This is a genomic window from Nocardia sp. NPDC004573 (assembly GCF_053602135.1).
In genome coordinates this window covers 213,864-237,627 of sequence record NZ_JBSGDA010000006.1, presented here as the reverse complement: position 1 = coordinate 237,627, position 23,764 = coordinate 213,864, and the positions used below count along the sequence as shown (strand labels likewise).

General features: G+C 69.9%; 24 protein-coding genes. 15 read left to right on the top strand and 9 right to left on the bottom strand.

The window, feature by feature from the left end; all coding sequences use genetic code 11:
• Nucleotides 1–46: 46 nt before the first annotated feature.
• Nucleotides 47–1,381: a DUF445 domain-containing protein gene (locus tag ACWEKR_RS12650; RefSeq protein WP_195084152.1), complete on the bottom strand. Its 1,335-nt coding sequence runs from the start codon at nucleotides 1,379–1,381 to the stop codon at nucleotides 47–49.
• Nucleotides 1,382–1,599: 218 nt separating this feature from the next.
• Between ACWEKR_RS12650 and ACWEKR_RS12645 the strand changes: the two genes are divergently transcribed.
• The 4 genes from ACWEKR_RS12645 (at nucleotide 1,600) to ACWEKR_RS12630 (ending at nucleotide 5,851) form a co-directional block, all read left to right on the top strand.
• Nucleotides 1,600–2,283 carry a TetR/AcrR family transcriptional regulator gene (locus ACWEKR_RS12645; protein ID WP_452354605.1) on the top strand — a complete coding sequence of 228 codons (684 nt, stop codon included), beginning with the start codon at nucleotides 1,600–1,602 and terminating at the stop codon, nucleotides 2,281–2,283.
• A 222-nt stretch (nucleotides 2,284–2,505) separates the two neighbouring features.
• Nucleotides 2,506–3,918: an ABC1 kinase family protein gene (locus tag ACWEKR_RS12640; protein WP_195084154.1), complete on the top strand. Its 1,413-nt coding sequence runs from the start codon at nucleotides 2,506–2,508 to the stop codon at nucleotides 3,916–3,918.
• A gap of 36 nt (nucleotides 3,919–3,954) precedes the next feature.
• The gene (locus tag ACWEKR_RS12635) at nucleotides 3,955–5,205 is read left to right on the top strand and encodes a saccharopine dehydrogenase family protein (RefSeq protein ID WP_452354604.1); all 1,251 of its coding nucleotides are present in this window, start codon (nucleotides 3,955–3,957) and stop codon (nucleotides 5,203–5,205) included.
• A gap of 13 nt (nucleotides 5,206–5,218) precedes the next feature.
• Nucleotides 5,219–5,851, top strand: coding sequence for a class I SAM-dependent methyltransferase (locus ACWEKR_RS12630; protein ID WP_452354603.1), 633 nt, complete (start codon nucleotides 5,219–5,221; stop codon nucleotides 5,849–5,851).
• A 181-nt stretch (nucleotides 5,852–6,032) separates the two neighbouring features.
• Here ACWEKR_RS12630 and ACWEKR_RS12625 read toward each other — a convergent pair whose 3' ends face one another.
• Complete coding sequence (locus ACWEKR_RS12625; protein WP_281875845.1) at nucleotides 6,033–6,224, bottom strand: hypothetical protein; 192 nt, start codon at nucleotides 6,222–6,224, stop codon at nucleotides 6,033–6,035.
• 61 nt (nucleotides 6,225–6,285) lie between these two features.
• Complete coding sequence (locus tag ACWEKR_RS12620; protein ID WP_452354602.1) at nucleotides 6,286–7,029, bottom strand: GntR family transcriptional regulator; 744 nt, start codon at nucleotides 7,027–7,029, stop codon at nucleotides 6,286–6,288.
• A 182-nt stretch (nucleotides 7,030–7,211) separates the two neighbouring features.
• On the opposite strand from ACWEKR_RS12620, the gene ACWEKR_RS12615 reads away from it, so the two are divergent.
• Genes ACWEKR_RS12615 through ACWEKR_RS12600 form a run of 4 tightly spaced genes read left to right on the top strand, consistent with a single transcriptional unit; the run spans nucleotide 7,212 to nucleotide 9,913 of the window.
• Nucleotides 7,212–7,604, top strand: a complete 393-nt coding sequence (locus tag ACWEKR_RS12615) for a hypothetical protein (RefSeq protein ID WP_452354601.1) — start codon at nucleotides 7,212–7,214, stop codon at nucleotides 7,602–7,604.
• A gap of 41 nt (nucleotides 7,605–7,645) precedes the next feature.
• Nucleotides 7,646–8,308, top strand: a complete 663-nt coding sequence (locus tag ACWEKR_RS12610) for a hypothetical protein (protein WP_452354600.1) — start codon at nucleotides 7,646–7,648, stop codon at nucleotides 8,306–8,308.
• Nucleotides 8,305–9,030: an ESX secretion-associated protein EspG gene (locus ACWEKR_RS12605; RefSeq protein ID WP_452354599.1), complete on the top strand. Its 726-nt coding sequence runs from the start codon at nucleotides 8,305–8,307 to the stop codon at nucleotides 9,028–9,030. The genes ACWEKR_RS12610 and ACWEKR_RS12605 overlap by 4 nt, the downstream gene beginning before the upstream one ends.
• Nucleotides 9,031–9,064: 34 nt before the next feature.
• Nucleotides 9,065–9,913 (top strand): polyphosphate kinase 2 family protein, encoded by an 849-nt coding sequence (locus tag ACWEKR_RS12600; RefSeq protein WP_452354598.1) that lies wholly within the window; start codon nucleotides 9,065–9,067, stop codon nucleotides 9,911–9,913.
• 31 nt (nucleotides 9,914–9,944) lie between these two features.
• Here the strand turns inward: ACWEKR_RS12600 and ACWEKR_RS12595 are convergent, their stop codons facing one another.
• Both ACWEKR_RS12595 and ACWEKR_RS12590 read right to left on the bottom strand, forming a co-directional pair.
• Nucleotides 9,945–10,808, bottom strand: a complete 864-nt coding sequence (locus ACWEKR_RS12595; protein ID WP_452354597.1) for an LLM class flavin-dependent oxidoreductase — start codon at nucleotides 10,806–10,808, stop codon at nucleotides 9,945–9,947.
• A 106-nt stretch (nucleotides 10,809–10,914) separates the two neighbouring features.
• The gene (locus ACWEKR_RS12590; protein ID WP_452354596.1) at nucleotides 10,915–12,252 is read right to left on the bottom strand and encodes a carboxylesterase family protein; all 1,338 of its coding nucleotides are present in this window, start codon (nucleotides 12,250–12,252) and stop codon (nucleotides 10,915–10,917) included.
• 94 nt (nucleotides 12,253–12,346) lie between these two features.
• Between ACWEKR_RS12590 and ACWEKR_RS12585 the strand changes: the two genes are divergently transcribed.
• The 3 genes from ACWEKR_RS12585 to ACWEKR_RS12575 all read left to right on the top strand — a co-directional run bounded on the left by ACWEKR_RS12585 (nucleotide 12,347) and on the right by ACWEKR_RS12575 (nucleotide 14,442).
• Nucleotides 12,347–12,991, top strand: coding sequence for a TetR-like C-terminal domain-containing protein (locus ACWEKR_RS12585; RefSeq protein WP_452354595.1), 645 nt, complete (start codon nucleotides 12,347–12,349; stop codon nucleotides 12,989–12,991).
• A gap of 108 nt (nucleotides 12,992–13,099) precedes the next feature.
• Nucleotides 13,100–13,879: a DsbA family protein gene (locus tag ACWEKR_RS12580; protein WP_452354594.1), complete on the top strand. Its 780-nt coding sequence runs from the start codon at nucleotides 13,100–13,102 to the stop codon at nucleotides 13,877–13,879.
• On the top strand, nucleotides 13,876–14,442 hold the full coding sequence (locus tag ACWEKR_RS12575; protein ID WP_452354593.1) for a vitamin K epoxide reductase family protein: 567 nt from the start codon (nucleotides 13,876–13,878) through the stop codon (nucleotides 14,440–14,442). Before ACWEKR_RS12580 ends, ACWEKR_RS12575 begins: the two co-directional genes overlap by 4 nt.
• A gap of 6 nt (nucleotides 14,443–14,448) precedes the next feature.
• Here ACWEKR_RS12575 and ACWEKR_RS12570 read toward each other — a convergent pair whose 3' ends face one another.
• Complete coding sequence (locus ACWEKR_RS12570; RefSeq protein WP_452354592.1) at nucleotides 14,449–15,570, bottom strand: S1C family serine protease; 1,122 nt, start codon at nucleotides 15,568–15,570, stop codon at nucleotides 14,449–14,451.
• Nucleotides 15,571–15,731: 161 nt separating this feature from the next.
• Here ACWEKR_RS12570 and ACWEKR_RS12565 point away from each other — a divergent pair, with 161 nt between their 5' ends.
• Nucleotides 15,732–16,784, top strand: coding sequence for an NAD(P)-dependent alcohol dehydrogenase (locus ACWEKR_RS12565; RefSeq protein WP_452354591.1), 1,053 nt, complete (start codon nucleotides 15,732–15,734; stop codon nucleotides 16,782–16,784).
• 60 nt (nucleotides 16,785–16,844) lie between these two features.
• Nucleotides 16,845–18,035, top strand: a complete 1,191-nt coding sequence (locus ACWEKR_RS12560; protein WP_452354590.1) for an AI-2E family transporter — start codon at nucleotides 16,845–16,847, stop codon at nucleotides 18,033–18,035.
• A 10-nt stretch (nucleotides 18,036–18,045) separates the two neighbouring features.
• On the opposite strand, the gene ACWEKR_RS12555 is transcribed toward ACWEKR_RS12560, so the two are convergent.
• Nucleotides 18,046–18,201, bottom strand: a complete 156-nt coding sequence (locus ACWEKR_RS12555) for a hypothetical protein (RefSeq protein WP_452354589.1) — start codon at nucleotides 18,199–18,201, stop codon at nucleotides 18,046–18,048.
• A gap of 57 nt (nucleotides 18,202–18,258) precedes the next feature.
• On the opposite strand from ACWEKR_RS12555, the gene ACWEKR_RS12550 reads away from it, so the two are divergent.
• Together ACWEKR_RS12550 and ACWEKR_RS12545 are read left to right on the top strand one after the other, a co-directional pair.
• A complete protein-coding gene (locus ACWEKR_RS12550) occupies nucleotides 18,259–18,447 on the top strand; it encodes a hypothetical protein (protein WP_452354588.1) in 189 nt (62 codons plus the stop codon).
• A 113-nt stretch (nucleotides 18,448–18,560) separates the two neighbouring features.
• Nucleotides 18,561–19,886, top strand: a complete 1,326-nt coding sequence (locus ACWEKR_RS12545) for a tetratricopeptide repeat protein (protein ID WP_452354587.1) — start codon at nucleotides 18,561–18,563, stop codon at nucleotides 19,884–19,886.
• Nucleotides 19,887–19,933: 47 nt separating this feature from the next.
• Here the strand turns inward: ACWEKR_RS12545 and metE are convergent, their stop codons facing one another.
• Together metE and ACWEKR_RS12535 are read right to left on the bottom strand one after the other, a co-directional pair.
• A complete protein-coding gene (gene metE / locus ACWEKR_RS12540; protein ID WP_452354586.1) occupies nucleotides 19,934–22,240 on the bottom strand; it encodes a 5-methyltetrahydropteroyltriglutamate--homocysteine S-methyltransferase in 2,307 nt (768 codons plus the stop codon).
• 427 nt (nucleotides 22,241–22,667) lie between these two features.
• Entirely contained in the window at nucleotides 22,668–23,537 is an 870-nt protein-coding gene (locus ACWEKR_RS12535; protein WP_195084172.1) for a 3-hydroxybutyryl-CoA dehydrogenase, read from the bottom strand.
• Between the last annotated feature and the right edge of the window lie 227 nt (nucleotides 23,538–23,764).

The following is a 23,764-nucleotide window of genomic DNA, read 5'->3' as shown; positions in this document are numbered from 1 at the left end:
AGCAGTCTGCTAGCAGTGTTTCGGCAAACGTTCCGCGTGCCGCGGATCAGCCGCCGAACATCAGATGGGAAATCGTGTAGATCGCCAGTCCGGCAAGCGAACCGACCACGGTTCCGTTGATCCGGATGAATTGCAGATCCCGGCCGACCTGCAATTCGATCTTCTTGCTCGCTTCGTCGGCATCCCACCGGGCAACCGTGTCGGTGACCAGGGTGCTGATCTCACCGGCATAGTTTTCCACCAGGTACCGCGCGCCGCGATCGATCCAGCCGTCGACGTTGGCCCGCATGTCCGCGTCGTCGCGCAACCGCTCGCCGAGCTGTTGCACGTTCTCGGCGACCTTGCGCCGCAGCGTGCTGCCCGGATCGTCGGCGGACTCCAGGATCAGCCGCTTCGCCGCGCGCCAGGTGGCCGAGGCCAGTCCGGTGATCTCCTCACGGCCCATGATCTGCGCCTTGATGCGCTCCGCCTTCTTGATCATGGCGTCGTCGAATTGCAGGTCCTCGGCGAATTCCTCCAGGAACCGATTCGCGGCGAGGCGCACTTCGTGCTCCGGATTGGAGCGGATTTTCCAGGTGAACTCGACCAGCTCACGATAGATCCGTTCCGAAAGCAGGATGTTGACGAATTTCGGCGCCCATTGCGGAGCGTCGCGCAGCACGATCCGGTCGATCGTCTCCTGGGAGCCGAGCGCCCACTGGTGCGCGCGCTCGGCAAGCAGATCCAGCAGCGCGAGCTGCCGGTTGTCGGCCAGCAGTTCCGCCAGCACGCGCCCGATCGGCGGGCCCCACAGCGGCTCGGCGATCCGCTTGACGATGGTGTTGTCGATGACCTGTTCCACGTCCTCGTCGCGCAGCACGCCGACCACGGCCCGCAGGAGCGTCGAGCTCTCCTGCGCCACTCGCGCGGCATGACCGGGATCCGCCATCCATCGTCCGACCCGCAGGGATATCTGGGCGGAACTCAGTTTCGTCGACACCACCTCCGGCGCCAGGAAGTTCGTGCCGACGAAGGTGCCGAGACTGGCGCCGAGCTGGTCTTTCTTGCGCCGGATGATCGCCGTGTGCGGAATGGGCAGGCCGAGTGGGTGCCGGAACAAGGCGGTCACCGCGAACCAGTCCGCCAGCGCGCCGACCATGCCCGCCTCGGACGCGGCGCGCAGGTAGCCGACCCAGTCGCCACCCGCTCCGCGCGATTCGGTCCAGCGACAGAACAGATAGATCGCGGTTGCCAGGGCGAGCAGGCCGGTGGCCAGCGCCTTCATCCGCCAGAGGTCACGACGCTTGGCCGCCTCGTCGAGCACGGCGGCGAAGCCGAAGGGCGCGGCGGCAGGCGCGGCGGGGGCATCCGCCACCGCGGTGTTGCCGGGAGCTTTCTCCATGCCTCCCATTCTGCTGTGCGCGGCGAAATGGGCGAGCGGGCGAGCGGACCGGGACACGCCAGACGCGCCCGACACTGTGGTTCCCGCCGCATCCGGGCCCAAAAGCGCATATCACGGGTATCGGGGACCTAAGCTGGTAGCCACCGGAACACGTACGAACGAGGGAGCCCACGCTGTCCACCGAAGACCTTGTCGATATCGGCGAGCGACCGTCGGCGGTGCGCGGCGGCCGGATGGACGGCCGCAAGCGCCGGTGGCGGCAACACAAGATCGATCGCCGCGAGGAGCTCGTCGACGGCACCCTGGCCGCCGTGCGCGCCCGCGGCTCCAACGCGGGCATGGACGAGATCGCCGCGGAGATCGGCGTCTCCAAGACCGTGCTCTACCGCTACTTCTCCGACAAGAACGACCTGGTCCACGCGACCATGCAGCGGTTCATCGAGACCACGCTGATGCCGCGGGTGTACGGCGCGATCAGCCTGGACGCCGACGAGTATCAGCTGGTCCGCTCCGCGCTGGCCGAGTACGTCGGGACGGTGGACGAGGATCCCGAGGTCTACCGGTTCATCATGGGCAACGGCTCGGCCGACCAGTCCTCGCTCGCGGAGTTCGAGAAGCTCTTCGCCGAGGTGGTGTGCGCGGTCATCACCGAGCGCGCCAAGGATCGGGGCGTGGCGACCGAGGGCGCGGCGCTGGCGTCGTACGTGCTGGTCGGCGGCATCCAGCTGGCGACGCACTGGTGGACCACCAACAAGTCGCTGTCGCGCGAGGACGTGATCGACTACCTCACCATGCTCGCCTGGAGCGCGATCGAGGGCATGGCCCGCGCCGGCGGTTCCCCCGCGGCGTTCAACGCGCAGCAGCACGTGCTGCCCGTGCCCGAGTCTCCCGCGCAAGACTGAATCGGCCCTCCGCCCCCAGCGCTAGCTGGGCCGCTTGCAAAAGTTCACTGCCACTCTCGACTTTGTCGAAACCTTGGCTAGTCTGAACCCGAGCGGTGCGCCGAGTGCGCTGCGTCACCGCCTGCGCCGTACTCGACGGCGGTCCACGCGAGACCTCCCGGTTCCGCGCGTAGCCGCCTGCGTGTCCGTCGCTACGACCGCGGCACCAACGGAGGTACCTCGATGGCGAAGCAAGTACCGACCTCTCGGCTTGCTCGTGGCACGAAACTGGGCGCGGTGGCAGCCGGTTCCGTGCTTCGCACCCAGCGCACGCGACTGACCATGCGGGGCAGATCAGAGGCCGTCCGGGCGAAGATGGCCGAGGAATCCATGATTCGCACCACCGAGCAAGTGGTCACGGTGCTGGGCACCATGAAGGGCGTGGCCATGAAGCTCGGCCAGATGATGTCGGTGCTCGACCTGGATCTGGTGCCGGAAGACCACCGGGAACGATTCCAGAAACGCCTGGCCGTGCTGCGCAACGCGGCCCCGACGGTCTCCTTCGCGGCCATGCGCCAGGTCATCGAGGACGACTTCGGCAAGCCGCTCGACGCGGTCTTCGCCGAGTTCGACGCCGAGCCGGTCGCCGCCGCCTCGATCGGCCAGGTGTACCGGGCGCGGCTGCACGACGGTCGCCAGGTCGCGGTCAAGGTGCAGTACCCGGGCATCGACGCCGCGGTGCGGGCGGATCTGAAGAATCTCGCGATGTTCCGGCGCGTGCTGCAGTCCGCGATGCCCTGGGTGACGCCCGCCGTGCTGGACGAGCTGCGGCTGAACATGGAAGCCGAGCTCGACTACCGGGCCGAGGCGGCCACCCAGCTGCAGATCGCCGAGTTGTACGCCGGGCACCCGTTCGTCATCGTGCCGCGCTCGCTGCCGGAGTTCTCCACCACGCGGGTGCTGGTCACCGAGTACGTGGAGGGCCAAGGCTTCGATGCGATTCGGCAGCTGCCGCAGGCGGAGCGCGACCGGATCGGCGAGATCATCTACCGGTTCTACGTGGGATCGTTGTTCACCTTCAACGAGTTCTGTGGCGACCCCCATCCCGGCAACGTCCTGCTGGCCGCCGACGGCCGGGTCGGCTTCCTGGATTTCGGATTGTTCAACCGGATGGACGCCGAGCACGTGCAGTTCGAACTGGTCTGTCTGCGCGCCGCCGCGGAGGATCGCGCCGAAGACCTGCGCGAGCTGATGATCCGGCGCGGCGTCATCGACTCGCCGCAGGAGATCGGCGCCGAGGAGTGCCTGGAATACGTGCTGGCCGCCTCGGAATGGTGTCTGGTCGACGAGGAACTGACCATCACCCCCGAATTGGCCAGCGGCGCGTTCCTGCTCGCGGTGGACCCGAGGGCCAGCGAGTTCACCGGCATGAAGCAGCAGAATCTGCCGCCGGAGCACCTCTTCTCGCGCCGCGCCGACTTCCTCACCTTCGGCATGCTCGGTCAGCTCGGTTGCACCGCGAACTGGCATCGCGTCGCCCGGGAATGGCTCTACGACGAACCGCCGGTCACCGAACTCGGCCGGGCCCATCACGCCTGGCTCGCCGACCGTCCCACTGCCGCGCCGCAACGGCCGCGCAAGAAGACCACGAAGTAGCCGCAGACCGGCGACCCTACCCCAGAACGGAAGACCATGGCAGACACACGGGAATTCGACCTAGTCCTCTTCGGCGCGACGGGTTTCGTCGGCAAACTCACCGCGGAGTACCTCCTCGGGGCCGCGCCGGAATCCGCCCGGATCGCGCTGGCGGGGCGGTCGCTGGACAAGCTGACGTCGGTTCGTGCCGATCTCGGCCCGAAGGCCGCGGGCTGGGACCTGGTGGTGGCCGACTCGACCGACCAGGCCGCGCTGGACGCACTGGCGGTGCGCACCAAGGTCGTGGTCACCACGGTCGGCCCGTACCTGCGCTACGGGATGCCGCTGGTGGCGGCGTGTGCCAAGGCCGGCACCCACTACGCCGACCTCACCGGTGAGCCGCTGTTCATCCGCGACGCCATCGACGCCTATCACGAACAGGCCGTCGCCACGGGCGCGAAGATCGTGAACTCCTGCGGCTACGACTCGATTCCGTCGGATCTGAGCGTGTACCAGCTCTATCGCCGCACGGTCGAGGACAACGCCGGTGAACTCGTCGACACCACGCTGGTGGCTTCGCTCAAAGGCGGCGTCAGCGGCGGCACCATCGATTCCGGCCGCGCCATGATGGAGGCGATCGCCGCCGACCCGGCCAAGGGCAAGGTGCTGTCGCACCCGTACTCGCTGAGCCCGGACAAGGCGATGGATCCCGACGTCGGCCGCCAGTCCGATCAGGCGCTGTCGCGAGCCGGCGCCATCGACCCGAGCCTGGACGGATGGGTGAGCACGTTCGTGATGGCCGCGCACAACACCAAAGTCGTGCGCCGCACCAACGGACTGCTCGGCTGGGTCTACGGCAAGAACTTCCGCTACCGCGAGGTGATGAGCGCGGGGAAGTCGCGAGTGGCGCCGCTGGTGGCGGCGGGCATGGCGGGCGGCATCGTGGCGGGCATGACCGCGGGCGCGCTGCTGTCGCGGGCGGCCGCGGGCCGCAAACTGCTGGACCGCGTGCTGCCCAAGCCGGGCACCGGACCGGACGAAAAGGCGCGCAAGAGCGGCTGGTTCACCATGAAGACGTTCGCGCACACCACTTCCGGCGCGAAGTACGTGGCCACCTTCTCCGGCACCGGCGACCCGGGCTACCAGGCCACCGCGGTGCTGCTCGGCGAGAGCGGCCTGTGCCTGGCGTTCGACACCGACAAGCAACCCGACCTCGCGGGCATCCTCACGCCCGCCGCCGCGATGGGCGACGCCCTGACCGAGCGGTTGCGCGCGGCGGGCATGACCATCACCGTGGACCGGGCCTGAGGGACATGCTCCGGTGAACCTCGCACGGAAGACGATGAACGCCCCCGCGCTCGCCGCGGTGTACGAGCGAGCCTGGCGGCCGGCGCTGTTCTATCTCGCGAGCGGGCGGACGACCGCGTCGGACCGGCGCGAGGCGGTGACGACCCTGCGGCTCGGCGGCGCGCAGAAGGTGCTCGACATCGCTTGCGGGCCGGGCAATTTCACCAGATACCTGAGCGACGCACTGTCCGGCGACGGCTACGCGATCGGCTTGGACTACTCCGAGCCGATGCTGGCGCGCGCCGTCGCCGACAACGCCGGCCCGCGCGTCGGGTATCTGCGTGGCGACGCCCGCTCGCTCCCGTTCGCGGACGGAACCTTCGATGCCGTCTACTGTTTCGGCGCGCTCTACCTCATCCCCGATCCGCTCGTCGCCGCGCGGGAGATGATCCGCGTCCTGGCTCCCGGTGGCCGGATCGCGATCACCACCAGCTACCGGGCCGCGAACCCCATCGGCGAGGTGAGCCGCGTGGTCGGCGGTTTGAGCGGTCTGCGGGTGTTCGGCACGCGGACTTTCCCGACCCTCTTCGCCGAGCAGGGCTTGGTGGAGATCGACCAGCGGGTCCATCGTCTGCTCCAGTACGTCAGCGCGACGAAACCCGCCTGATCGCGCGGCTTCCCCGGCCGCAGGAGCGGCGTCCGTTCGCCGGGGACCTACCGGATCAGCAAGTCGCGCTCGTCCACGGTCCGGGCGGGCGGAGGCCGCAATCGGCCCGGCGCATCGCCGCCCCGACCACGGTCGGCATCGGGGAAAAGGGTGCCCTGTGCGGCCGGAGCCGAGGTTCGCGTCAGGACGGCCGCGGACCGGAGCCGAGATCGACCATGCGGTGCAGGATGGCGGGAGCCAGGGCTAATTCGAATTCCGTTCCGCTGCTTTCGAAGACGAAGGCGAGGTAGTCGCCGCGGGGTACCGGGGCCAGGCGGACCGAGCACTGCTCCCCCACGATCACCCAGCCGCCGACGGTCAATTGATCGGACATCGCCCCTCCCACCCTTCGACACTTCCGACAAGTGGACTATGCCAGTTGCGGCGAACGGGTGTCAACGGCGGAAATCGGCCGTTGAGCTGGTGAAATACTCCCGATGCAAGGTGGACCGTCCGGGCGGGTGGACGCTTTCGCGGTACTCCAGCGCGACACCGTGGGCATCCAGGCCGATGCGGTGCACCACCAGCACCGCCGCCGGGGGCGCGAGCGCGAGATGGCGGCGTTCGTCCTCCGTGGCCAGCCGGGCGCCGACGCTCTCCCGCACGATCGCGACACCACGCCCGAGCACGGCTTCCGGATACCGCAAGCCGTCCCCGGGCACCGCCTCGGGTTCGAGTAACAGTGTGGCGGCCGAAGCGAATTCGCCGGGGTACCAGCAGGTGACCAGCCGCGCGGCGCCGGAATGCTCCTCGCTCAGCAGCGTCCGGACGACCACCGCGCTGGAGGCGGGCAGGCCGAGCGCGGCGGTGACCTCCCGCGGTCCTTCCACCACCTCCGCGCGCAGCACGCGCACCGAGTGAACGCCGGGCGAAGACGACTCGTATCGCGGCGCGCTCTCCCGCAGCACGGTTTGTTCGGCCACATAGGTGCCCGACCCGCGGCGCGACCTGACGATTCCCTGCTGCCGCAGAGTATTCAGCGCCTTGGCGGCGGTGGGCCGAGCCACCTTCCAGCGGGCGGCGAGTTCGCGCTCGGACGGCACCTCGGCGCCCTCGGCCAGCTCGCCGCGCTCGATCAGCTCCCGCAGATGCGCTGCGATCTGCAGGTATTTCGGGACCACGCCCTCGATTCCGGTCACCGGTCGCCTTCCCCTGCGGACACCGCCCCTCGGACCGCTGGTCAGTGTAACAACGGCGGAGCCGGCTTCCGGGTGACGCGCACAAGCCCGGCACCGACACGGTCCGTAGCGCTGTACCGACCGGTAAAGTGCGAGTCCAGTACAGCGCGGTACGAACAGGACCGAGCCGAAGGGGGTTCCACGTGGCGGTACCCGATACCGGACAGGGGACGGCGCGAGAGCTGTACGCGGCGGCCGTCGGCGCGGGCGGGGGCGAGAGGTTCGAGCTGGACACCGCGGTCGCGGAGAACCTCGCCGCCGCCTGCGATCGGCTCGTCGACGATCTGCGCCGCGCGATGGCCGACGAACACCTGCTCACCGACGTGACCGGGTTCCCCGACCTGCCCACCGGCCAGGGTCTCACCCGCGGATTCGCCGCGAAAGGACGCCAGTACCTGGACACCCTCACCGCGTTCCAGGAGACGGCGCTGCTGTTCAAGGCCGCCTATCTCGCCGCGGCCGACCGGCTCGCCGACGCCGAGGCGGCGAACCAGGCCGCGCTGCGGCTGGTCGCCGACTACTTGGAGCCACGGTGAGCATGCGCCCACGCGCCGGAACCGACTGAGGGGGAGGATCGATGGCAGACTCCGCGGCACGCGCCGCCGCCGACGGCATCCGGCAGGAGCTGGCCGGATTCACCAGCGGCGCAACCGATCCCGCTTACGCGCCGGATCGGGAACTGTTCGGCGCCTACACCCACCAGCAGATCTGGGACCTGGTGCACGAAGCGCTCGACCCGGCGGCGCTCGGCCGGGTCGCCGCGGCGTGGCAGGCGAACGCCACCGCGGTGGCCGAAGCGTTCCAAGCGTTCTCCGATGCCACCAACCGGGAGTTCGCGCGCTGGTCCGGCCGGGCGGCCGACGCCGCGGTCGGCGCGACCAGGCAGTTCGTCCGCGCGGGCGAGGACGCGCACGACGTGTGCCGGGCGGTCGCCCGGCTGATGGAGTTGAATAGCGATGCCGCGCAAACGGTCCGGGGCGCGATCGCGCCGCCGCAGCGGTATCGCCCGCTGGCCGACCCGGCCGCCGAAGCGGTTTACGGTGGAAAACGTAGGATGGAACACGATAGTGCGGCGGCAGACATCGAGGCGGATGTCCGGGACACGATGACGTACGTCTACACCCCGACGATGCCCGCCACCGGCGATCACGTTCCGCAATTCCCCCGGCCGCGAGCAGGTTCCGCGACCGAGGACGCACCCGGCGATCCGGATTCCGTCCGCGGAGGCGGCGCACGGTGAAATGGGTGCTGACCCCGGACGAATTCACGCATGTCTGGACGAACGAAACAAGCCTGGACCGCAGGCCCTACCCGGTCAACATGGTCCCCTCGGCCACGGCTCGGACCGAGTCGGAATACCTGGCCCTGCGTCTCCCACAGCGCTTCGCCCGCCAGGCCGACCCGGACCTGGCCGCCGCGTTGATGCTCTGCGCGCGCAACGACGCGACCACCATCACCGTCTCCGGCGAACGCACGCCGCTCGCCCGGAACGGAGACGGCGCGGCGGCCGAACAGATCCTCGCCTTCGCCGCGGTGGTGCACAACCACGCGGGCATCCTGGTCGCCACGCCCGACCGGGTGACCGTGCAGATGTGCCATGCCCGCGCTGTGGGCGAACGCCTGGTCCAGATCATCGGGTCGGCGCGGCCGGGCAAGCTCGCCCCGATGCGCGAGCCGCAGGACGCGGTGCTGAGTCCGGACCGCACCGAGCCGTTCGGCGCCAATGGTCATCGCGGGGCGGCGAAATTCCGCCACACGTTGCGCAAACCCGTGGACGGGCGCGGCTTCATCACCGTCACGGTGGAGCCGGAGAACCCGATGTCCCCGCCCACCCGCCACCGCACCTGGCTGGACTTCACCGGCGACGGCCGCTACCTGCTCACCACGGCGCAGGATCTCGTGCTCACCCCCGTCTCGGACGAAGAGTTCGCCGCCCAGCTGCTGCGGCTCGCGCAAGTCTGACCGGGCGCGAGGGCCGCGTAGGTAGGTTGAGACCATGCCCGAACAGTGGACGACGTGCCCTACCGAAGCCATGAAAGCCGATGGCCTGCACGTAGCGGAGCTGGACACCTCAGGGACACCCGGATTCTCCGGCAGCAAGAAAGCAGGGCTCGAGCTGCTGGCCGAACGCAGCCAGGTGCTGTCGGATCTGCAGGAGAAGCTGTACGCCAACGGCAGGTCGGGCGGCGACCGGCGCAATGTGCTGCTGATCCTGCAGGGCATGGACACCGCGGGCAAGGGCGGCATCGTCCGGCACGTCATCGGCTCCGTCGACCCGCAGGGCGTCGATCACGCCGCCTTCGGCGTGCCGACACAGGAAGAGCGGCGTCATCACTATCTGTGGCGCATCCGCAAGGCGCTGCCGCGCGCGGGTCAACTCGGGGTGTTCGATCGCTCGCACTACGAGGACGTGCTGGTGGTGCGCGTGCACAACCTGGTGCCGCCCACGGTGTGGGAGCCGCGCTACGACGAGATCAACGCGTTCGAGCGCGAATTGGTGGACGAGGGCACCACGCTGGTGAAGGTGGCCATGTTCGTCTCGCTCGACGAGCAGAAGAGACGGCTCGCCGAGCGACTGGAACGCAGGGACAAGTTCTGGAAGTTCAACCCGGCCGACATCGATGAGCGCGCGTACTGGCCCGCCTACCAGGAGGCGTACCAGGCGATGCTGGATCGCACGTCCACCGAGTACGCGCCCTGGTATGTCGTGCCCGCCGACCGCAAGTGGTTCTCCCGGCTCGCGGTCACCGAACTGCTGATCGCCGCCCTCGAGCGGCTGGACCTCGACTGGCCCGGGCCGACGTTCGACGTCGAGGCGCAGAAACGTCGCCTGGCCCGAGCGTAGGGCGTCGCGGCGCGGCTTCGCGCAGGCGAACTCAGGCGACCAGGGGCCGGACCTCCTCGGCGACGAACCGGAGGTAAGCGGCGGCATCCGGATCGTCGGCGGTGGTCTGGAGGACGACGGTGTCGGCGCCCGCTTCGGCCAGCGCGGTCACGGCTTCGGCGATCGCGTGCGCGTCACCCGCCACGCCCGCCTTCGGCGCGTGCGCCGGGGTGCGTTCGGCGGCCAGGCGCGCTTCGGCGTCCGGGCCGGTGACCGCCAGCAGGTTCGCCACCACGTGGTGACGGTCGGTGCGCCCGGCCGCGGCACGTCCCTCGTCGATCAGCGTGCGCGCCGCACGGACGCCGTCGGCGTCGGTGATCGAATCCAGCAGGGTGCCGTCGGCCTGTTCTCCCGACAGCCGGATCGAGCGCGGTCCGCGCGCGCCCGCGTAGACCTTCGGCGGCGTGGCGGGCGGCCAGTCCAGCGCGACGGCGTCGAGCCGCACATAGCGGCCCGAGACGGTGACCCGCTCGCCGGCCAGCAGGGCGCGCAACGCGGCCACATACTCGCTCAGCAACGTCACCGGCGACTCGACGCGTGCGCCGACCTGCGCCATCCAGCTCTGCACGCCGTGGCCGACACCGAGCAGGAACCGGTCCGGGAACAGCCGGTGCAGCGTCGCCGCCTCCATCGCGGTGAGCGCGACGTTGCGCAGCGGCACCGGCAGCAGCCCGACTCCGACGCGCACTCGTTCGGTCCAGGCGAGCGCGGCCGCCGCGCCGGCGATTCCGCTCTCCAGGAAGCAGTCCTCCCACAGCCACAGCTCCTCCAGGCCCGTGGCCTCGGCCACGCGGACCGACTCGCGCAGCAGTTCGGGCGGATTTTGCGGACGGAACACAGCACCGAGAACAGTCATCCCACTATTCCTACCGGCTGCGGATCTATCGAGCGCGGCGGCATGTGCGGCCGGTCGGTTCGCGACGTCGATGGCGAACAGTTCGGTGACCTCACCCGAGGTGCGCTCACGGCAGCTGCCGGGCGAGACGCGAGCCCGGCCGGTGCGGCGTCCAGCCGCTGCCCGTGATCCGTCCGGTGTGCACGAATTCGCCCCAGTGGCTGCGGGTTCGGCGGCCGAGCGCGTCGATCTCGCCCGCTGTGAGGGGCGCGAGCATCGGAGCGGCTCGCCAGGTGTCACCGTCGGCGAACAGCAGCGGTAGGTCGATGCAGTGGCAGGCGCCGTACGGATTCGCCGGATGGAGCTGTCCGATCCGGTAGCAGTACACGCGCGCCCCGGCGTCGGCCAGTTCGTCGGCGAAACGGAACAGCCCGTCCTCGAAGGCCTTTCGCCCGATCAGCCGCTGGATCGCCGTGTCGAGCCGGGCGCCCGTCACCGGCAGTCGCCGTAGTCTGCCGAAGACCGGATGCGGGCCACCGTAGAACGCCCGGGCCTCCTCGGCCGTGCGACCCAGCAGCACCGGCAGTTCGGTCGCCGCGTCCCGCACCGCCTGCCGCCACGCGTGCTCGCCGGGCAGTGCGCCCGCATCGGCCACCGGCGAGAAGGGTGGTGCGGGATTCAGCGCGGCGGGCCCCGCTATCCGGCGGGCCGTGCGTGCCTGGGCGGCGAGCAGGTCGGCCACCGGTGCGGTACGCGGATCGGCGCCGAGTTCGGCGAGGAACATCGCCCCCACCCGCTCGGCCTGCCGGTGACTCCGGAACCCGACGCCGAACGGCGCGCTCTGCACGATCGCCTGGCCGAACAGGCTCCTGGCCGCCGCGATGCCGAGCAGCGCGACGACCGACTGCGCGCCCGCGGACTGTCCCGCCAGGGTGACGCGCGCCGGATCGCCGCCGAACTCGGCGATGTTCTCCCGCACCCAGCGCAGCGCCGCGATCTGATCGTCCACGCCGCGATTTCCGACCGAGACACCCGGTGCGCGCAGGTATCCCAGCACACCGAGCCGGTAGCTCACCGACACCACCACGATGCCGGTCTCGCGCACGAGCCGGTCCGCGTCGTACAGGTTCCATTGGCCGCTGCCCGCGAGATAGGCGCCTCCGTGCAGCCAGATCAGCACCGGACAGCTCCCCGGTTCGGCGCCTGCGGGGGCCGTCACGGTGACCGCCAGGCAGTCCTCCGACTGTGGCATCGCGTTCGCCCGGCCCATCACACCCTCGAGCCGTCCGGGCAACTGCGGCGCGATGGCGTAGCGGCGCGTCGCGTCGTACACCCCGTCCGGCGGCTCGACCGGCTCCGGCGGGCCGAACCGCTCGGCCCCGGCGTACGGGATGCCGCGGAACACCGCCACTCCGGCGCGGGCCTCGCCTCGCCAGCGCCCGGAGGCCGCGATGACATGCTCCATGCCACTCTCGCTTTCTATCGCAAGATGACTTGCGATAGCTCCACGCTAAAGCCGCGTCCGACATGAACGCAAGAGGACTTGCGATAATCGCCGTATGGCTGATTCCCCCGGACAGATCCGCGGCGCACGTCTGCGGAAAGCCGTCCTCGACGCGACCGTGGCCCGCATCGAGTCGGCGGGCATCGGCGCCGTCCGGATCGCCGATATCGCCGTGGACGCGGGCGTCCACGAGACCTCGATCTATCGCCGGTGGAAGACGCTGCCTCGATTGCTTCTGGAGGCCCTGCTGTCCCGCGTGGCCGAAGAGATCCCGCTACCGGACACCGGATCGCTACGCGGCGATCTGGAGCGGTTCATGACCGATCTCATCCGTTTCGCGCGGACGCCTTCGGGCCGGGCTTTGATCCGCGGCAGTGTGATCACCGAAGCCGATCCGGAGGTGGAGGCGATCCGGCGCGAATTCTGGGTGCGGCGGCTGTCGGCGTCCGAAGAGATCGTCCAGCGGGCCATCGCCCGCGGCGACGTCGCGGCGACGGCGGATCCCCGGCTCACCGTGCTGACCCTGGGCGGCCTGGTCCATCTGCACGTCACGCAACTGGGCGGCGACCTGCCGCCCGGGCTGGCCCGCGACGCCGTCGATCTGATCCTCACCGGCATCACCGGTACCGAACCCGCCGCGGGGCGCGACTCGGCCGGTGTCACCGGCAGCGGGACGGATGTTTCGGAATCTCTCAGGTAGGCCGACCATGATGACCGCTGTGGGCCGATCGCCGGGCAAGGTGGTCGGCGGATCTACGATCGAGGCGGCAGGAACCGTCCGGCGAGCGAAAGGCGTGGTGAGCGCACGGTGAGCAAAAACCAGGGTGGGAAGTCGAACCCGCTGCTGGCGGCGGAACGCGCCGACCGCAACCGCAAGATCTTGATCCAGGTGGCCGTCGCCGCCGTGCTCGTCGCGCTGATCGCGGCGATCGGCATCGGCATCGCGGTGAAGAAGGCCCGCAACGACGATCCCGGCCCCACCCCGGCCATCACGGCGACCGGCACCGCGAACGCGGGCGGCGTGCCCGGCTCGCTCACCGACAACGGCGCCGTCCGGATCGGCAAGCCGGACGCGAAGGTCACCGTGCGCGTCGTCGCCGACCTGCAGTGCCCCGCCTGCAAAGCCTTCGAGGCAGCCAACGGACAGGTGCTCGAGGAAGCGGTGGCCAACGGCACCGCGGTCGTCGAGTACAACATCATCGCCTTCCTGGACAAGGCCTCCACCACGCGGTACTCCACACGCGCGGCGAACGCCGCCTACTGCGTCGCCGAGGCCGACCCGTCGAAGTACCAGGCGTGGCTGAAGACGATGTTCGCGCAGCAGCCGCCGGAGGGCGGCGCGGGTCTGCCCGACGACCAGCTGGTGCAGATCGCCAAGGGCGTCGGCTACACCGACGACGCGGTCGCCCAGTGCATCACCGACCACAAGTTCGACAAGTACATCCAGGCCCGCACCAAGGACGTGCTGGAAAGCGGTATCCAGTCGACGCCCTCGGTGTTCGTGAACGGCAAGAAGGTCGAGTCCAGCCAGGAGATCTTCGGCACCGGCGGCCTCGCACCCGCGATCAACGCCGCCGCGGGCCGATGATCACCGCGGGACCCCGGGCCGCCTGGGTCCTGTTGATCGGCGGGCTGGCCGGTTGGCTGGCCGCTGTGGCGCTCACCGTCGAACGGTTCAAACTGTTCACCGATCCCGGCTACACACCGTCGTGCAGCATCAACCCGATCCTGTCCTGCGGGTCGGTGATGGTGACCGACCAGGCCTCGGTCTTCGGTTTCCCGAACCCGCTGATGGGGATCGTCGGGTTCTCGGTCGTCGTGACGCTCGGCGTGCTGTCGGTGGCCGCGGTCGGTTTCCCGCGCTGGGTCTGGGGCGGGCTGTGGCTGGGCACGTTGCTCGGGGTCGGCTTCATCGGCTGGCTGATCTTCGAGAGCCTGTACCGGATCAACGCGCTGTGCCCGTACTGCATGGTGGTCTGGGCGATCATCACACCGCTGCTCGCGGTGACCACCGACCAGCTGTGGGGCGGCTCCCGGGGGCCGCTGGGCGTGCTCGCCGAATGGCGGTGGACGATCGTCGCGCTGTTCTTCGCGGTCGTGCTGCTGCTGGTGTTCCTGCGCTTCCAGGACTACTGGCTGTCGCTGGTCTGATCCGGCTCAGTTCGGCGGACCCGCGACCAGCGCCACCGGCACCGTGCGCGCGCCGCCCGCGCCGGTGACCCCCAATCGCACCGTGTCGTTGGGTTTGCGCTTGTTCAGTGCGGCGCGCAGGGCTTGGGCGCTGGTGACCATGCGGTCGTCGACGGAGGTGATGACGTCCCCGGCGGCCAGACCGGCGGCATACGCGGGCATGCCGTAGATCGCCACGTCCACCCGCGCGCCCGTCCCGGCCGGCAGCGCGTTGGAGATGAGCACGCCGAGGGTGGCCGTGGGACCGATGTGCACGGTGTCGGTGGGAGTCCCCGAGCGGATCTGCTGGACCACCCGCATCGCGGCGTCGATCGGCACCGCGTACCCGTTCGCCGGATGGTCGGCCGGGCGCGCCCCGTCGCCCGAGGCCGCGGCGATGACACCGACCACGGAGGCGTTGCGATCGACCAGGGCTCCGCCGGACTGTCCCGGCGTGACCGCCGCGGCGACCTCCAGCATCCCGCTGAGCGCTTTGCGGGACAGATCGGCGGTGTTGACCGCGACGATCGCGCTGTCCAAGTCGGTGAGGGGGCCGTGCACCGCGGTCGGCGTTCCACCGGTTCCGCCCGCGTTGCCGATCGCGACGAGTTCCTCCCGCAGCCGCAATCCGGCCGAACTGCCGATCTGCGCGGTGGGCAGCCCGGCGGCGGCCAGGTCGAGCAACGCGATGTCGGCCTCGGCGTCGTAGCCGAGTACCACCGCGTCGTAGACCTTGCCGTCGCCCACGTCGGTGACGGTCACGCTGTCCGCGCCTTTGACCACGTGATGGCTGGTGAGCACCTCTCCGTCGGCGGTCAGGACGATGCCGGATCCCGCCGCACCCGGCCCGGACCGTTCGGCCGAGGCGTTGATGTTGACCAGCGCGGGCCGCACCGCCGCGGTGACCATGCCGGGGTCCAGCGGCGCGGGCGGAGCGAAGGCGACCGAGGCCGCGGTCCCGGCGGGGTCGTGCGGGGCGGGGTCCGGCAGATCGGCGCGATATCCGAGGAAAGCCGTGACCGCGAGCACGAGGGTGAGGACCGACACGAACACCCGGCCACCGCGCGGTGTGCGCCGCGCCCCGGTCCATTGCTGCCGTTGTTCGTCCATGGCTCTCCCGCCTCGGCCGAAACCGCTCACCGATTCCATTGTCGCCGGAGAACGCCGCCGAAGATCATCGAACGCTGGACCGCGCCGGAAAAAGGCCCTCGAGCGTGCCTTTCTCGTGTCACAGTTGGCAACGGCACCCATGCGACGGTAGGCATGTCTTCATGAGCACCGCCGCCGCCTACGCCCTGTCCGCCTCCGACGGCTCGTTCGAGAAGGTCACGATCCAACGCAGGGACCTGGGTCCGCACGACGTGCTGATCGACATCGAGTTCGCGGGCATCTGCCACTCCGACATCCACACCGCCCGCAACGAGTGGGGCCGGACCCGCTACCCCTGCGTGCCGGGGCACGAGATCGCGGGCGTGGTCGCGGCGGTCGGATCCGCGGTCACCAGGCATCGGGTCGGCGACCGCGTCGGCGTCGGCTGCATGGTCGATTCCTGCGGCGTCTGCGGGCCGTGCCTGGCCGACGAGGAGCAGTACTGCGCCGTGGGCGCGACGATGACCTACAACACCGCGGTCGACCCGGCGGTGCAGCCCGGCGGGCACACCCTCGGCGGGTACTCCACGCAGATCGTGGTGACCGAGAACTTCGTGGTCGCCATCCCCGAAGGGATCGGCTTGGACGTGGCCGCGCCCCTGCTGTGCGCGGGCGTCACGCTGTACTCGCCGCTGCGGCACTGGGGCGCCGGACCGGGCAAGAAGGTCGCGGTCATCGGCATGGGCGGGCTCGGCCACGTCGGGGTGAAGCTCGCGGCCGCGATGGGCGCCGAGGTCACCGTGCTGAGCCACTCGCTGAGCAAGCAGGACGACGGCAAGCTCTTCGGCGCCAGTGCTTACTACGCGACCAGCGACAAGCAGACCTTCCGCGAACTGCGCGGCCGGTTCGACCTGATTCTCAACACCGTCTCGGCGGACCTGCCCATGGACGACTACGTGCGCCTGCTGAACCTGGACGGCACCCTGGTGATCCTGGGTCTTCCCGAGAATCCGGTGAGCGTCAAGCCGTTCAACCTCGCGGGGTACCGCCGTTCGCTGGCGGGTTCGTCGATCGGCGGCATCGCCCAGACCCAGGAGATGCTGAACTTCTGCGCCGAGCACGGCATCGGCGCCGAGATCGAGCTGATCGCCGCCGACGAGATCGACGGCGCCTACGACCGGGTGGTGGCCAGCGACGTGCGCTACCGGTTCGTCATCGACGTCTCGACCATGTGAGCCTGCTCGCCGCACCGGCGCGGCCCGCGTCGTCCGCCGCGGCGTGGGTACCTTGGCGGTGTGCCTGTGCAGGATGACGACGAGACGCCACCCGTCAACGGCGCGCGGGGCATGCCGCCGTGGCTGCCGCGTGCGTTTCTGCTGGCCGCGGCGACGATCACCGGGTTGCTGGCGGCGTTCTGGGTGCTCGAGCGGCTGCAGGGCCTGCTGACGGTTCTGCTGGTCTCGTTGTTCCTCGCCTTCGCGATCGAGCCCGCGGTGAACTGGCTGGCGCGGCGCGGCATGCGGCGGGGTCCCGCCACCGGATTGGTGTTTCTCGGGCTGACGGCCCTCGTGGTCGCCTTCCTCTGGACGCTGGGGGCGCTGCTGGTCGAGCAGGTCACCACCTTGGTGAAGAACGCCCCCGAGTACGCCGATCGGGGCGTGGAGTGGATCAACCACACCTTCCACCAGGATCTGTCGAGTACGGACATCCAGAAGTACGCCACCGACTGGAGTTCGACCCTGGAGGGCTACCTCACGGGGTTGGCGGGCAACGTCTGGGGCATCGGCACCGCCGCGATCGGCGCGCTCTTCCAGGGGCTCGGCATCCTGCTGTTCACCTACTACTTCGCCGCCGACGGCCCCCGGATCCGCACCGCCGTCTGCTCGCTGCTGCCGCCGCGGCGCCAGCGGCACGTGTTGCGCGCCTGGGACATCGCGGTGGACAAGACCGGCGGTTACATCTACTCACGGGCGCTGCTCGGGCTCATCTCGACGCTGGCGCACTACGTGATGTTGCGGATCCTGGACGTGCCGTCCGCGTTCGCCCTCGCGCTGTGGGTCGGCGTGGTCTCCCAGTTCATCCCCACGGTCGGCACCTATCTCGCCGGTGCGCTGCCGGTGATCGTCGGGCTGGTGCACGGGCCGAGCACCGCGCTGTGGATCCTCGGATTCATCGTGCTCTACCAGCAATTCGAGAACTACGTACTGCAACCGCGCATCACCGCGACCACCTTGGACATGCACGCGGCCGTCGCTTTCGGCGCGGTGCTGGCGGGCGCGGCGCTGCTCGGCGCGACCGGCGCACTGCTCGCCATCCCGGTCACCGCGACGGTGCAGGCGTTCGCCGGCGCCTACATCCGCCGCTACGACGTCGAGGCCGACGTGGAGGCCGAGATCGAGCGCGCGGGCCCGCCCAAGCGACGCCGCAGGTTTGCCAGGCAATTGGCTCTTCGCCTGACCGGCCGTCACGGTCCGCCCGCGGAGTGAGCCGGGCGCGCTAGGCGGCGCGGACCGTCGCCAACGTCCGCATCAGCGCCTGACCCACCTCCCGCAGCTGAGCCGGGCTGTAGCGGGCGGTGTCGTACTCCACCCGAATGGTCATCCGGTCGCCGACGGTGAACACGGTCAGCTTCGGCGGCATGCCCGCCGCCATGGCGAAAACGTCGTTGCGGACGATTCGCAGACCGGGTGGGGTCGAAAGCGCGGGCAGGTGACCGAGATCTGGCAGCTGTTCGGCCCGACTCGGGGCGCGGACGCCGACCGCGCCGTCGGCGCGGTGCTGCACGCGCTGATCGGCGGCCTCATGGCTCAGTGGTTGGTCGACCCCGAACACGCGCTGCCACCCGCCGACCTGATCGCCGGATTGCGCACGCTCGCAAGCGAGATCGGCGCCGACTGAACCGTCCCGCGCCCGGGGTATCGCACGCCATGGGTAGCCAGGGATCGCGCGCCGATGTAGAACTTCTCCGAAACGATTCGCACCGACTCGGTGCCGAAGGCTGGATGGGAACAATGCTGAAGCGGCCGCCGGATCTGGCCTTCGACCTCGGCAAGATGCACCGCAGGCGCAACGACGTGGCGGCCGCGCGCGAGGCGTTCCAGATCGCCATCGCCTCCGGCCATCCGAACTGGGCGCCGCTGGCCGCCGCGGAGCTGGGCGGACTGCTCAGCGCGGTGGGCGACAAGCCGGCCGCGGAAGGCGCGTACCACGTCGCGGTCGATTCCGGCCATGAAGACGCGGCGCCGCGCGCGGCCTACAACCTCGGCCTGCTGCTGGCCGAACGCGGCGATACCGCGGCGGCCGAAGCGATGTACGAGCGCGCCGCCGAATCCGGCCATCCCGACGCCGCGCCGCGGGCCTGGATCAACCTCGGCTATTCCCGTGCCAAGCGCGGGGATTCGGACGCGGCGCGCACGGCCTACCGGCACGCGATCGACGCCGGTCCCGGCGACATCGCCCGGCTCGCGCTGTCCAACCTGGCCTACCTGCTGCGCACCGAGGACGACCTGGACGGCGTGAAATCCGCCTACCGCGCGGTCATCGACGGCTGGCCCGCCGATCAATCGCTCATCGTCGCGGGTGACCTGGTCCAGCATCTCGGCGAGGCAGGCGATCTCGCGGGGGCCAGGGAGGTCAGCCGGTCGCTGGCCGAATCGGACGATCCCGCGGTCGCCGCGCGCGCCAGCCTCGACGTCGGAGTATTCAGCGAGCGGCTCGGCGAGCCGGACGTGGCGCTGGCGGCCTTCCAGCGCGCGCTCGACTCGACGGACGCCGAAGCTCGGGTCCGCGCGGCCGCCGCGCTCGCGCCGATCTATCACGAACGCGCCGCGACCGTGCTGCGCGAGACGGATTGGGCGGGGCTGGCGCACGCCGACGGACCCGCGGTCGACGCTCCGGCCATGCTCGCCGACCTGATCGGCCCGACCGTCGAGGACCAGGTGCGCGGCATCGTCTTCCTCTTCTCCGCCGTCCTGCACCAGGGATCGATCTACTCCGTCACCGCGCCCGCCGCCGAGGTCGTGCTCGGCGCCCTGCTGCACGAGCGCACCGACGTGACCTATGCCCGCGCCTGGGTGCGCGAGCCGCAACCGCTGCGTTCGGAGCTGCTCAATTGGCTGCACGAGGTGATGGCCACCGCGGCATGGCAGTCCGCCGCCGAGGACGACGCCGAGCTCACCGCGGCCGACCGCGCCGCCGCCGCGGCCTGCTTGACGCTGCTGCCGCGCGTGCGTGCCGCGACATCGGCCGCACTGGCCATGGCCGAGGCCGAGACGGTGGCCAACGCCGCCACCGAAGTGCTCGCGACGCTGAGCGCGCTGCCCACCGTCAGCGGGTGATCGCGCGACGCGCAGCGAGTCCGGCCCGCTGTTGTCGGCGCGCGATCTTACTCTTCGGACTCCACCCGCCTGCGGATGCGACGCGCCGCGGCGACCATGTTCCGCAGTGACGGTTCGAGCTGCCAGTAGTGCCGGGTCTTCAGACCACCGTCGGGATTGGCCCACAACCGCTGCGGCGTCACGGCCGCGGCCGCCGCGGTGAGCAATTCATCCAGCTCGTCGATGTCCGGGATGCGCGCCGACCGGCTCTCGTACACGCCGGGGCCGACGCCGTGGCTCAGGCCGTGCCCGGAGGCGCAGTCCTCCTTCAGCGCCCGCAGCACCCACTCGATCGAGCGGGTCGCCACGATGGCGGTGACGTCGGCGTCCAGCTCCTCGATCGCCTCGACCACCTCGGCACGGCCGGAATAACCGATGTGCGTGTGGATCTGGGTCTCCGCCTGCACCCCGGAGGTGGCCAACCGGAACGCGCCGATCGCCCAGCGCAGGTACTCCGCGCGGCCCTCCGGCCGCAGCGGCAGCATTTCCCGGATCGCGGGCTCGTCGACCTGGATGATCGCGATGCCCGCCTTCTCCAGGTCCACCACCTCGTCACGGATGGCCAGCGCCACCTGGTCGGCGGTCTCGTGCAGTGGCTGGTCCTGCCGGACGAAGGAACGGGCGATCATGGTGACCGGACCGGTGACCATGCCCTTGACCGGCTTCTCGGTGAGCGACTGCGCGTAGGTGATCCACTCGACCGACATCGGCGCGGGGCGGGAGACGTCGCCGTAGATGATCGGCGGCCGCACACACCGCGACCCGTACACCTGCACCCAGCCGAAGTGGGTGGTCGCGAAGCCGTCGAGCAGCTCGGCGAAGTACTGGATCATGTCGTTGCGCTCGTGCTCGCCGTGCACCAGCACGTCCAGGCCGATGTCCTCCTGCAGCCGGATCGTCGCCTCGATCTCGGCTTCGATCCGCTTGCGATACTCCTCGTAGGACAACCGGCCCTGACCGAGTTCGTAACGGGCCTGACGGATCCGGGTGGTCTGCGGGAACGAGCCGAGCGTGGTGGCGGGCACCGGCGGCAAGTTCAGCTTGCGCTGCTGGGCTTCCCGGCGCACCTCGTAGGGCTCCCGCGCGCGCATGTCCGGGGTGACCGCGTAGACCCGCTGCCGCACCGCGTGCTTCTGCTTGAAGTGCACCTCGGTGGGCCGTTTGCGCCACTTGTCCGACGGGCCTTCGGTGAGGGCCTTGGCGAGCGAGACCACCTCGCCGACCTTCTGTTTCGCGAACGCGAGCCGGTCGGCGACGTGGCCCTCGATGTCGTATTCGATCAGCAGGTCGTAGGGCACGTGCAGCAGCGTGGTCCCGGTGGAGACGACCAGATCCGGGCACACCTGGGCCAGCTCGTTGAGATATTCCAGCGTGACGTAGCGGTCCGCGCGCCAGACGTTGCGTCCGCTGATCACGCCCGCGTACAGGCGCTTGCGACGGATGCCGGGCACCTCGGCGAGGTCCTCGGGACGTATCCGGTGGCTGGCCAGGTCCAGCCCGATCGCCTCGACGTGGGTGCCCGCGAGGATGGTCAGCGCCTCACCGAAATCGCCGTACTGGCCGGTGACCAGGATGCGCGGGCGCAGTGGAGCCTTGCCCAACCGGTGATAGGCCGCCTCGAACGCGGCCAGCTCGGCGGGCGTGCGCTCGCTGGTGAACGCGGGCTCATCCAGCTGCACGCAGGTGGCGCCGCGCTTGGCGAGGATCTCGAACAGCTCCTCGTAGACCGGCAGCAACTTGTCCAGCAGGCTCAGCGTGTCGAATCCGCCCGACTCCCCGGGGATGTGGCCCGCCTTGGACAACAGCAGCAACGACACCGGGCCGATCACCACCGGCCGCAGTTCGATGCCGACCGCCTTCGCGCGATCGAATTCGTCGAGCAGCGCCTCGGGATGCAGCGAGAACTCGGTGTCGGCGTCCACTTCCGGCTGGCGGTAGTGGTAGTTCGTGCCGAAGAACCGGACCAGTTCCAGCGGCGGCAGGTCCGGACGGCCGCGCGCCATGAGGAAGTAGAAGTCCAGCGGATGCAGGCCCTCGCGGTACGGCTCGAACCGCCTCGGCACCGCGCCGAACAGCAGCGCGTTGTCCAGCACGTGGTCGTAGAAGGAGAAGGTGTTGCCCGGCACCTGGGTCAGGCCCGTGGCGGCCAGCTCGTTGAACTGGGTCTCTTGGATCTCGCGGCCCACCGCCAGCAGTTCCTCGCGCTCGAGCGAACCGTGCCAGTAGGCCTCCAGCGCCCGCTTGAGCTCGCGGTGCGGCCCGATTCTGGGATAGCCGAGGATGCTCGACCCGTAGCCGTCGGTCACGTTCACCATGAGCGGGATACCTTCTTTCGATCACCTGCGCGGCCCTTGCCGAGATCGACGAATCGATCCGGCGCTGCGCTCCGGATACCCAGCCGAACCGTCGCCATGGCCCGGCTGTTGTGCAGCTTATGCCGATTGCCGTCACCGGCTCGGCGACACCGACTTCTGGTCGGCTCCGCATCGAGGTCGGACGGTGCCGTGTCCTACTACCCTCGCGTTTCGCACCGGCCCGGGAGCGTTGCGTCGGCGAATCGCTCGATGCTCGCCTTCTCGGCCCCGTCAGGTGCGAGTCTTACGAGCACCGTTCGCGGCCCGTCTCGCGTCCGTGCGTCCGTCGCGCATGCGTCGCAGGCGCGAGCGGCGGACGCTCGGACGCGAGACTCCCAGGGGCCGCGAACGCACAGCGCCGCAGGCGCTGCGAATTCAACACCGCAAATCAGGCCCGGTACTGGTAGAAACCCGCGCCGGTCTTCTTGCCGAGCAGTCCCGCCTCCACCATGCGCATGAGCAGCGGCGGCGCGGAGTACAGCGGCTCCTTGAACTCGCCGTACATCGAGTCGGCGATGGACTTCACGGTGTCGAGGCCGACCAGGTCGGTCAGCGCCAGCGGGCCCATCGGGTGGGCGCAGCCGAGCACCATCGCCTTGTCGACGTCCTCCTTGGTGGCGAAACCGGACTCGACCATGCGGATCGCCGACAGCAGGTAGGGCACCAGCAGCGCGTTGACCACGAAGCCGGAGCGGTCGGCCGAGCGCACGACCTGCTTGCCGAGCACGTCGCCGGCGAAGGCCTCGGCCCGCGTGGAGACCGACTCGCTGGTCTTGAGCGTGGTGACCAACTCGACGAGCGGCAGCACCGGGACGGGGTTGAAGAAGTGCATGCCGACCACGCGCTCGGGGTTCGCCGTGGCGACCGCGATCTTCATGATCGGGATGGAGGAGGTGTTGGAGGCCAGCACGGCCGAGGGATCGGTGACGACCTTGTCGAGTTCGGCGAAGATGCTCGTCTTGACCTTCTCGTCCTCGAGCACGGCCTCGACCACCAGCTGGCGGTCGGCGAAGTCGCCGAGGTCGGAGGTGAACCGCAGACGCCAGGCCGCCTGTTCGCGTTCGCGCTCGGTGATCTTGCCGCTGCTGACGCCACGATCGAGGGACCGCAGGATGCGTGCGCGGCCCGCCGCGGCCAGTTCGCGGGTCTGCTCGTACACCAGTACGTCGACGTGCGCCCTGGCACACACCTCCGCGATTCCTGCGCCCATCTGGCCGGCGCCGATGATGCCGACGCGTTGGATCTTTTCGCTGCTCACGTCCCGCTCCTGCTGGGTTGTCTGGCTCTGGGGTGGCTGGTCTGCGAAGGTGTCGCTCCGGTGTGAGCGCGCCCTTCGATGGTCCAAGGTATAGGGATGCCCTCCCCGCCGGGGCTGTTCAGCGGGGAGGGCAGTACACCCCTACCGGAGTAGAGGATTGTCGGTTTTCACGTCGGGAACCTCACTTCCCTCGGTAAGCACCCGATGTGTTTCGAATGTCCCGCGCG

Coding starts and splice junctions, on each gene's coding strand:
- ACWEKR_RS12650 (WP_195084152.1), bottom strand. CDS start 1,381: ATGGAGAAAGCTCCCGGCAACACCGCGGTGGCGGATGCCCCCGCCGCG.
- ACWEKR_RS12640 (WP_195084154.1), top strand. CDS start 2,506: ATGGCGAAGCAAGTACCGACCTCTCGGCTTGCTCGTGGCACGAAACTG.
- ACWEKR_RS12635 (WP_452354604.1), top strand. CDS start 3,955: ATGGCAGACACACGGGAATTCGACCTAGTCCTCTTCGGCGCGACGGGT.
- ACWEKR_RS12625 (WP_281875845.1), bottom strand. CDS start 6,224: ATGTCCGATCAATTGACCGTCGGCGGCTGGGTGATCGTGGGGGAGCAG.
- ACWEKR_RS12610 (WP_452354600.1), top strand. CDS start 7,646: ATGGCAGACTCCGCGGCACGCGCCGCCGCCGACGGCATCCGGCAGGAG.
- ACWEKR_RS12600 (WP_452354598.1), top strand. CDS start 9,065: ATGCCCGAACAGTGGACGACGTGCCCTACCGAAGCCATGAAAGCCGAT.
- ACWEKR_RS12595 (WP_452354597.1), bottom strand. CDS start 10,808: ATGACTGTTCTCGGTGCTGTGTTCCGTCCGCAAAATCCGCCCGAACTG.
- ACWEKR_RS12590 (WP_452354596.1), bottom strand. CDS start 12,252: ATGGAGCATGTCATCGCGGCCTCCGGGCGCTGGCGAGGCGAGGCCCGC.
- ACWEKR_RS12585 (WP_452354595.1), top strand. CDS start 12,347: ATGGCTGATTCCCCCGGACAGATCCGCGGCGCACGTCTGCGGAAAGCC.
- ACWEKR_RS12575 (WP_452354593.1), top strand. CDS start 13,876: ATGATCACCGCGGGACCCCGGGCCGCCTGGGTCCTGTTGATCGGCGGG.
- ACWEKR_RS12570 (WP_452354592.1), bottom strand. CDS start 15,570: ATGGACGAACAACGGCAGCAATGGACCGGGGCGCGGCGCACACCGCGC.
- ACWEKR_RS12565 (WP_452354591.1), top strand. CDS start 15,732: ATGAGCACCGCCGCCGCCTACGCCCTGTCCGCCTCCGACGGCTCGTTC.
- ACWEKR_RS12555 (WP_452354589.1), bottom strand. CDS start 18,201: ATGGCGGCGGGCATGCCGCCGAAGCTGACCGTGTTCACCGTCGGCGAC.
- ACWEKR_RS12545 (WP_452354587.1), top strand. CDS start 18,561: ATGCTGAAGCGGCCGCCGGATCTGGCCTTCGACCTCGGCAAGATGCAC.
- metE (WP_452354586.1), bottom strand. CDS start 22,240: ATGGTGAACGTGACCGACGGCTACGGGTCGAGCATCCTCGGCTATCCC.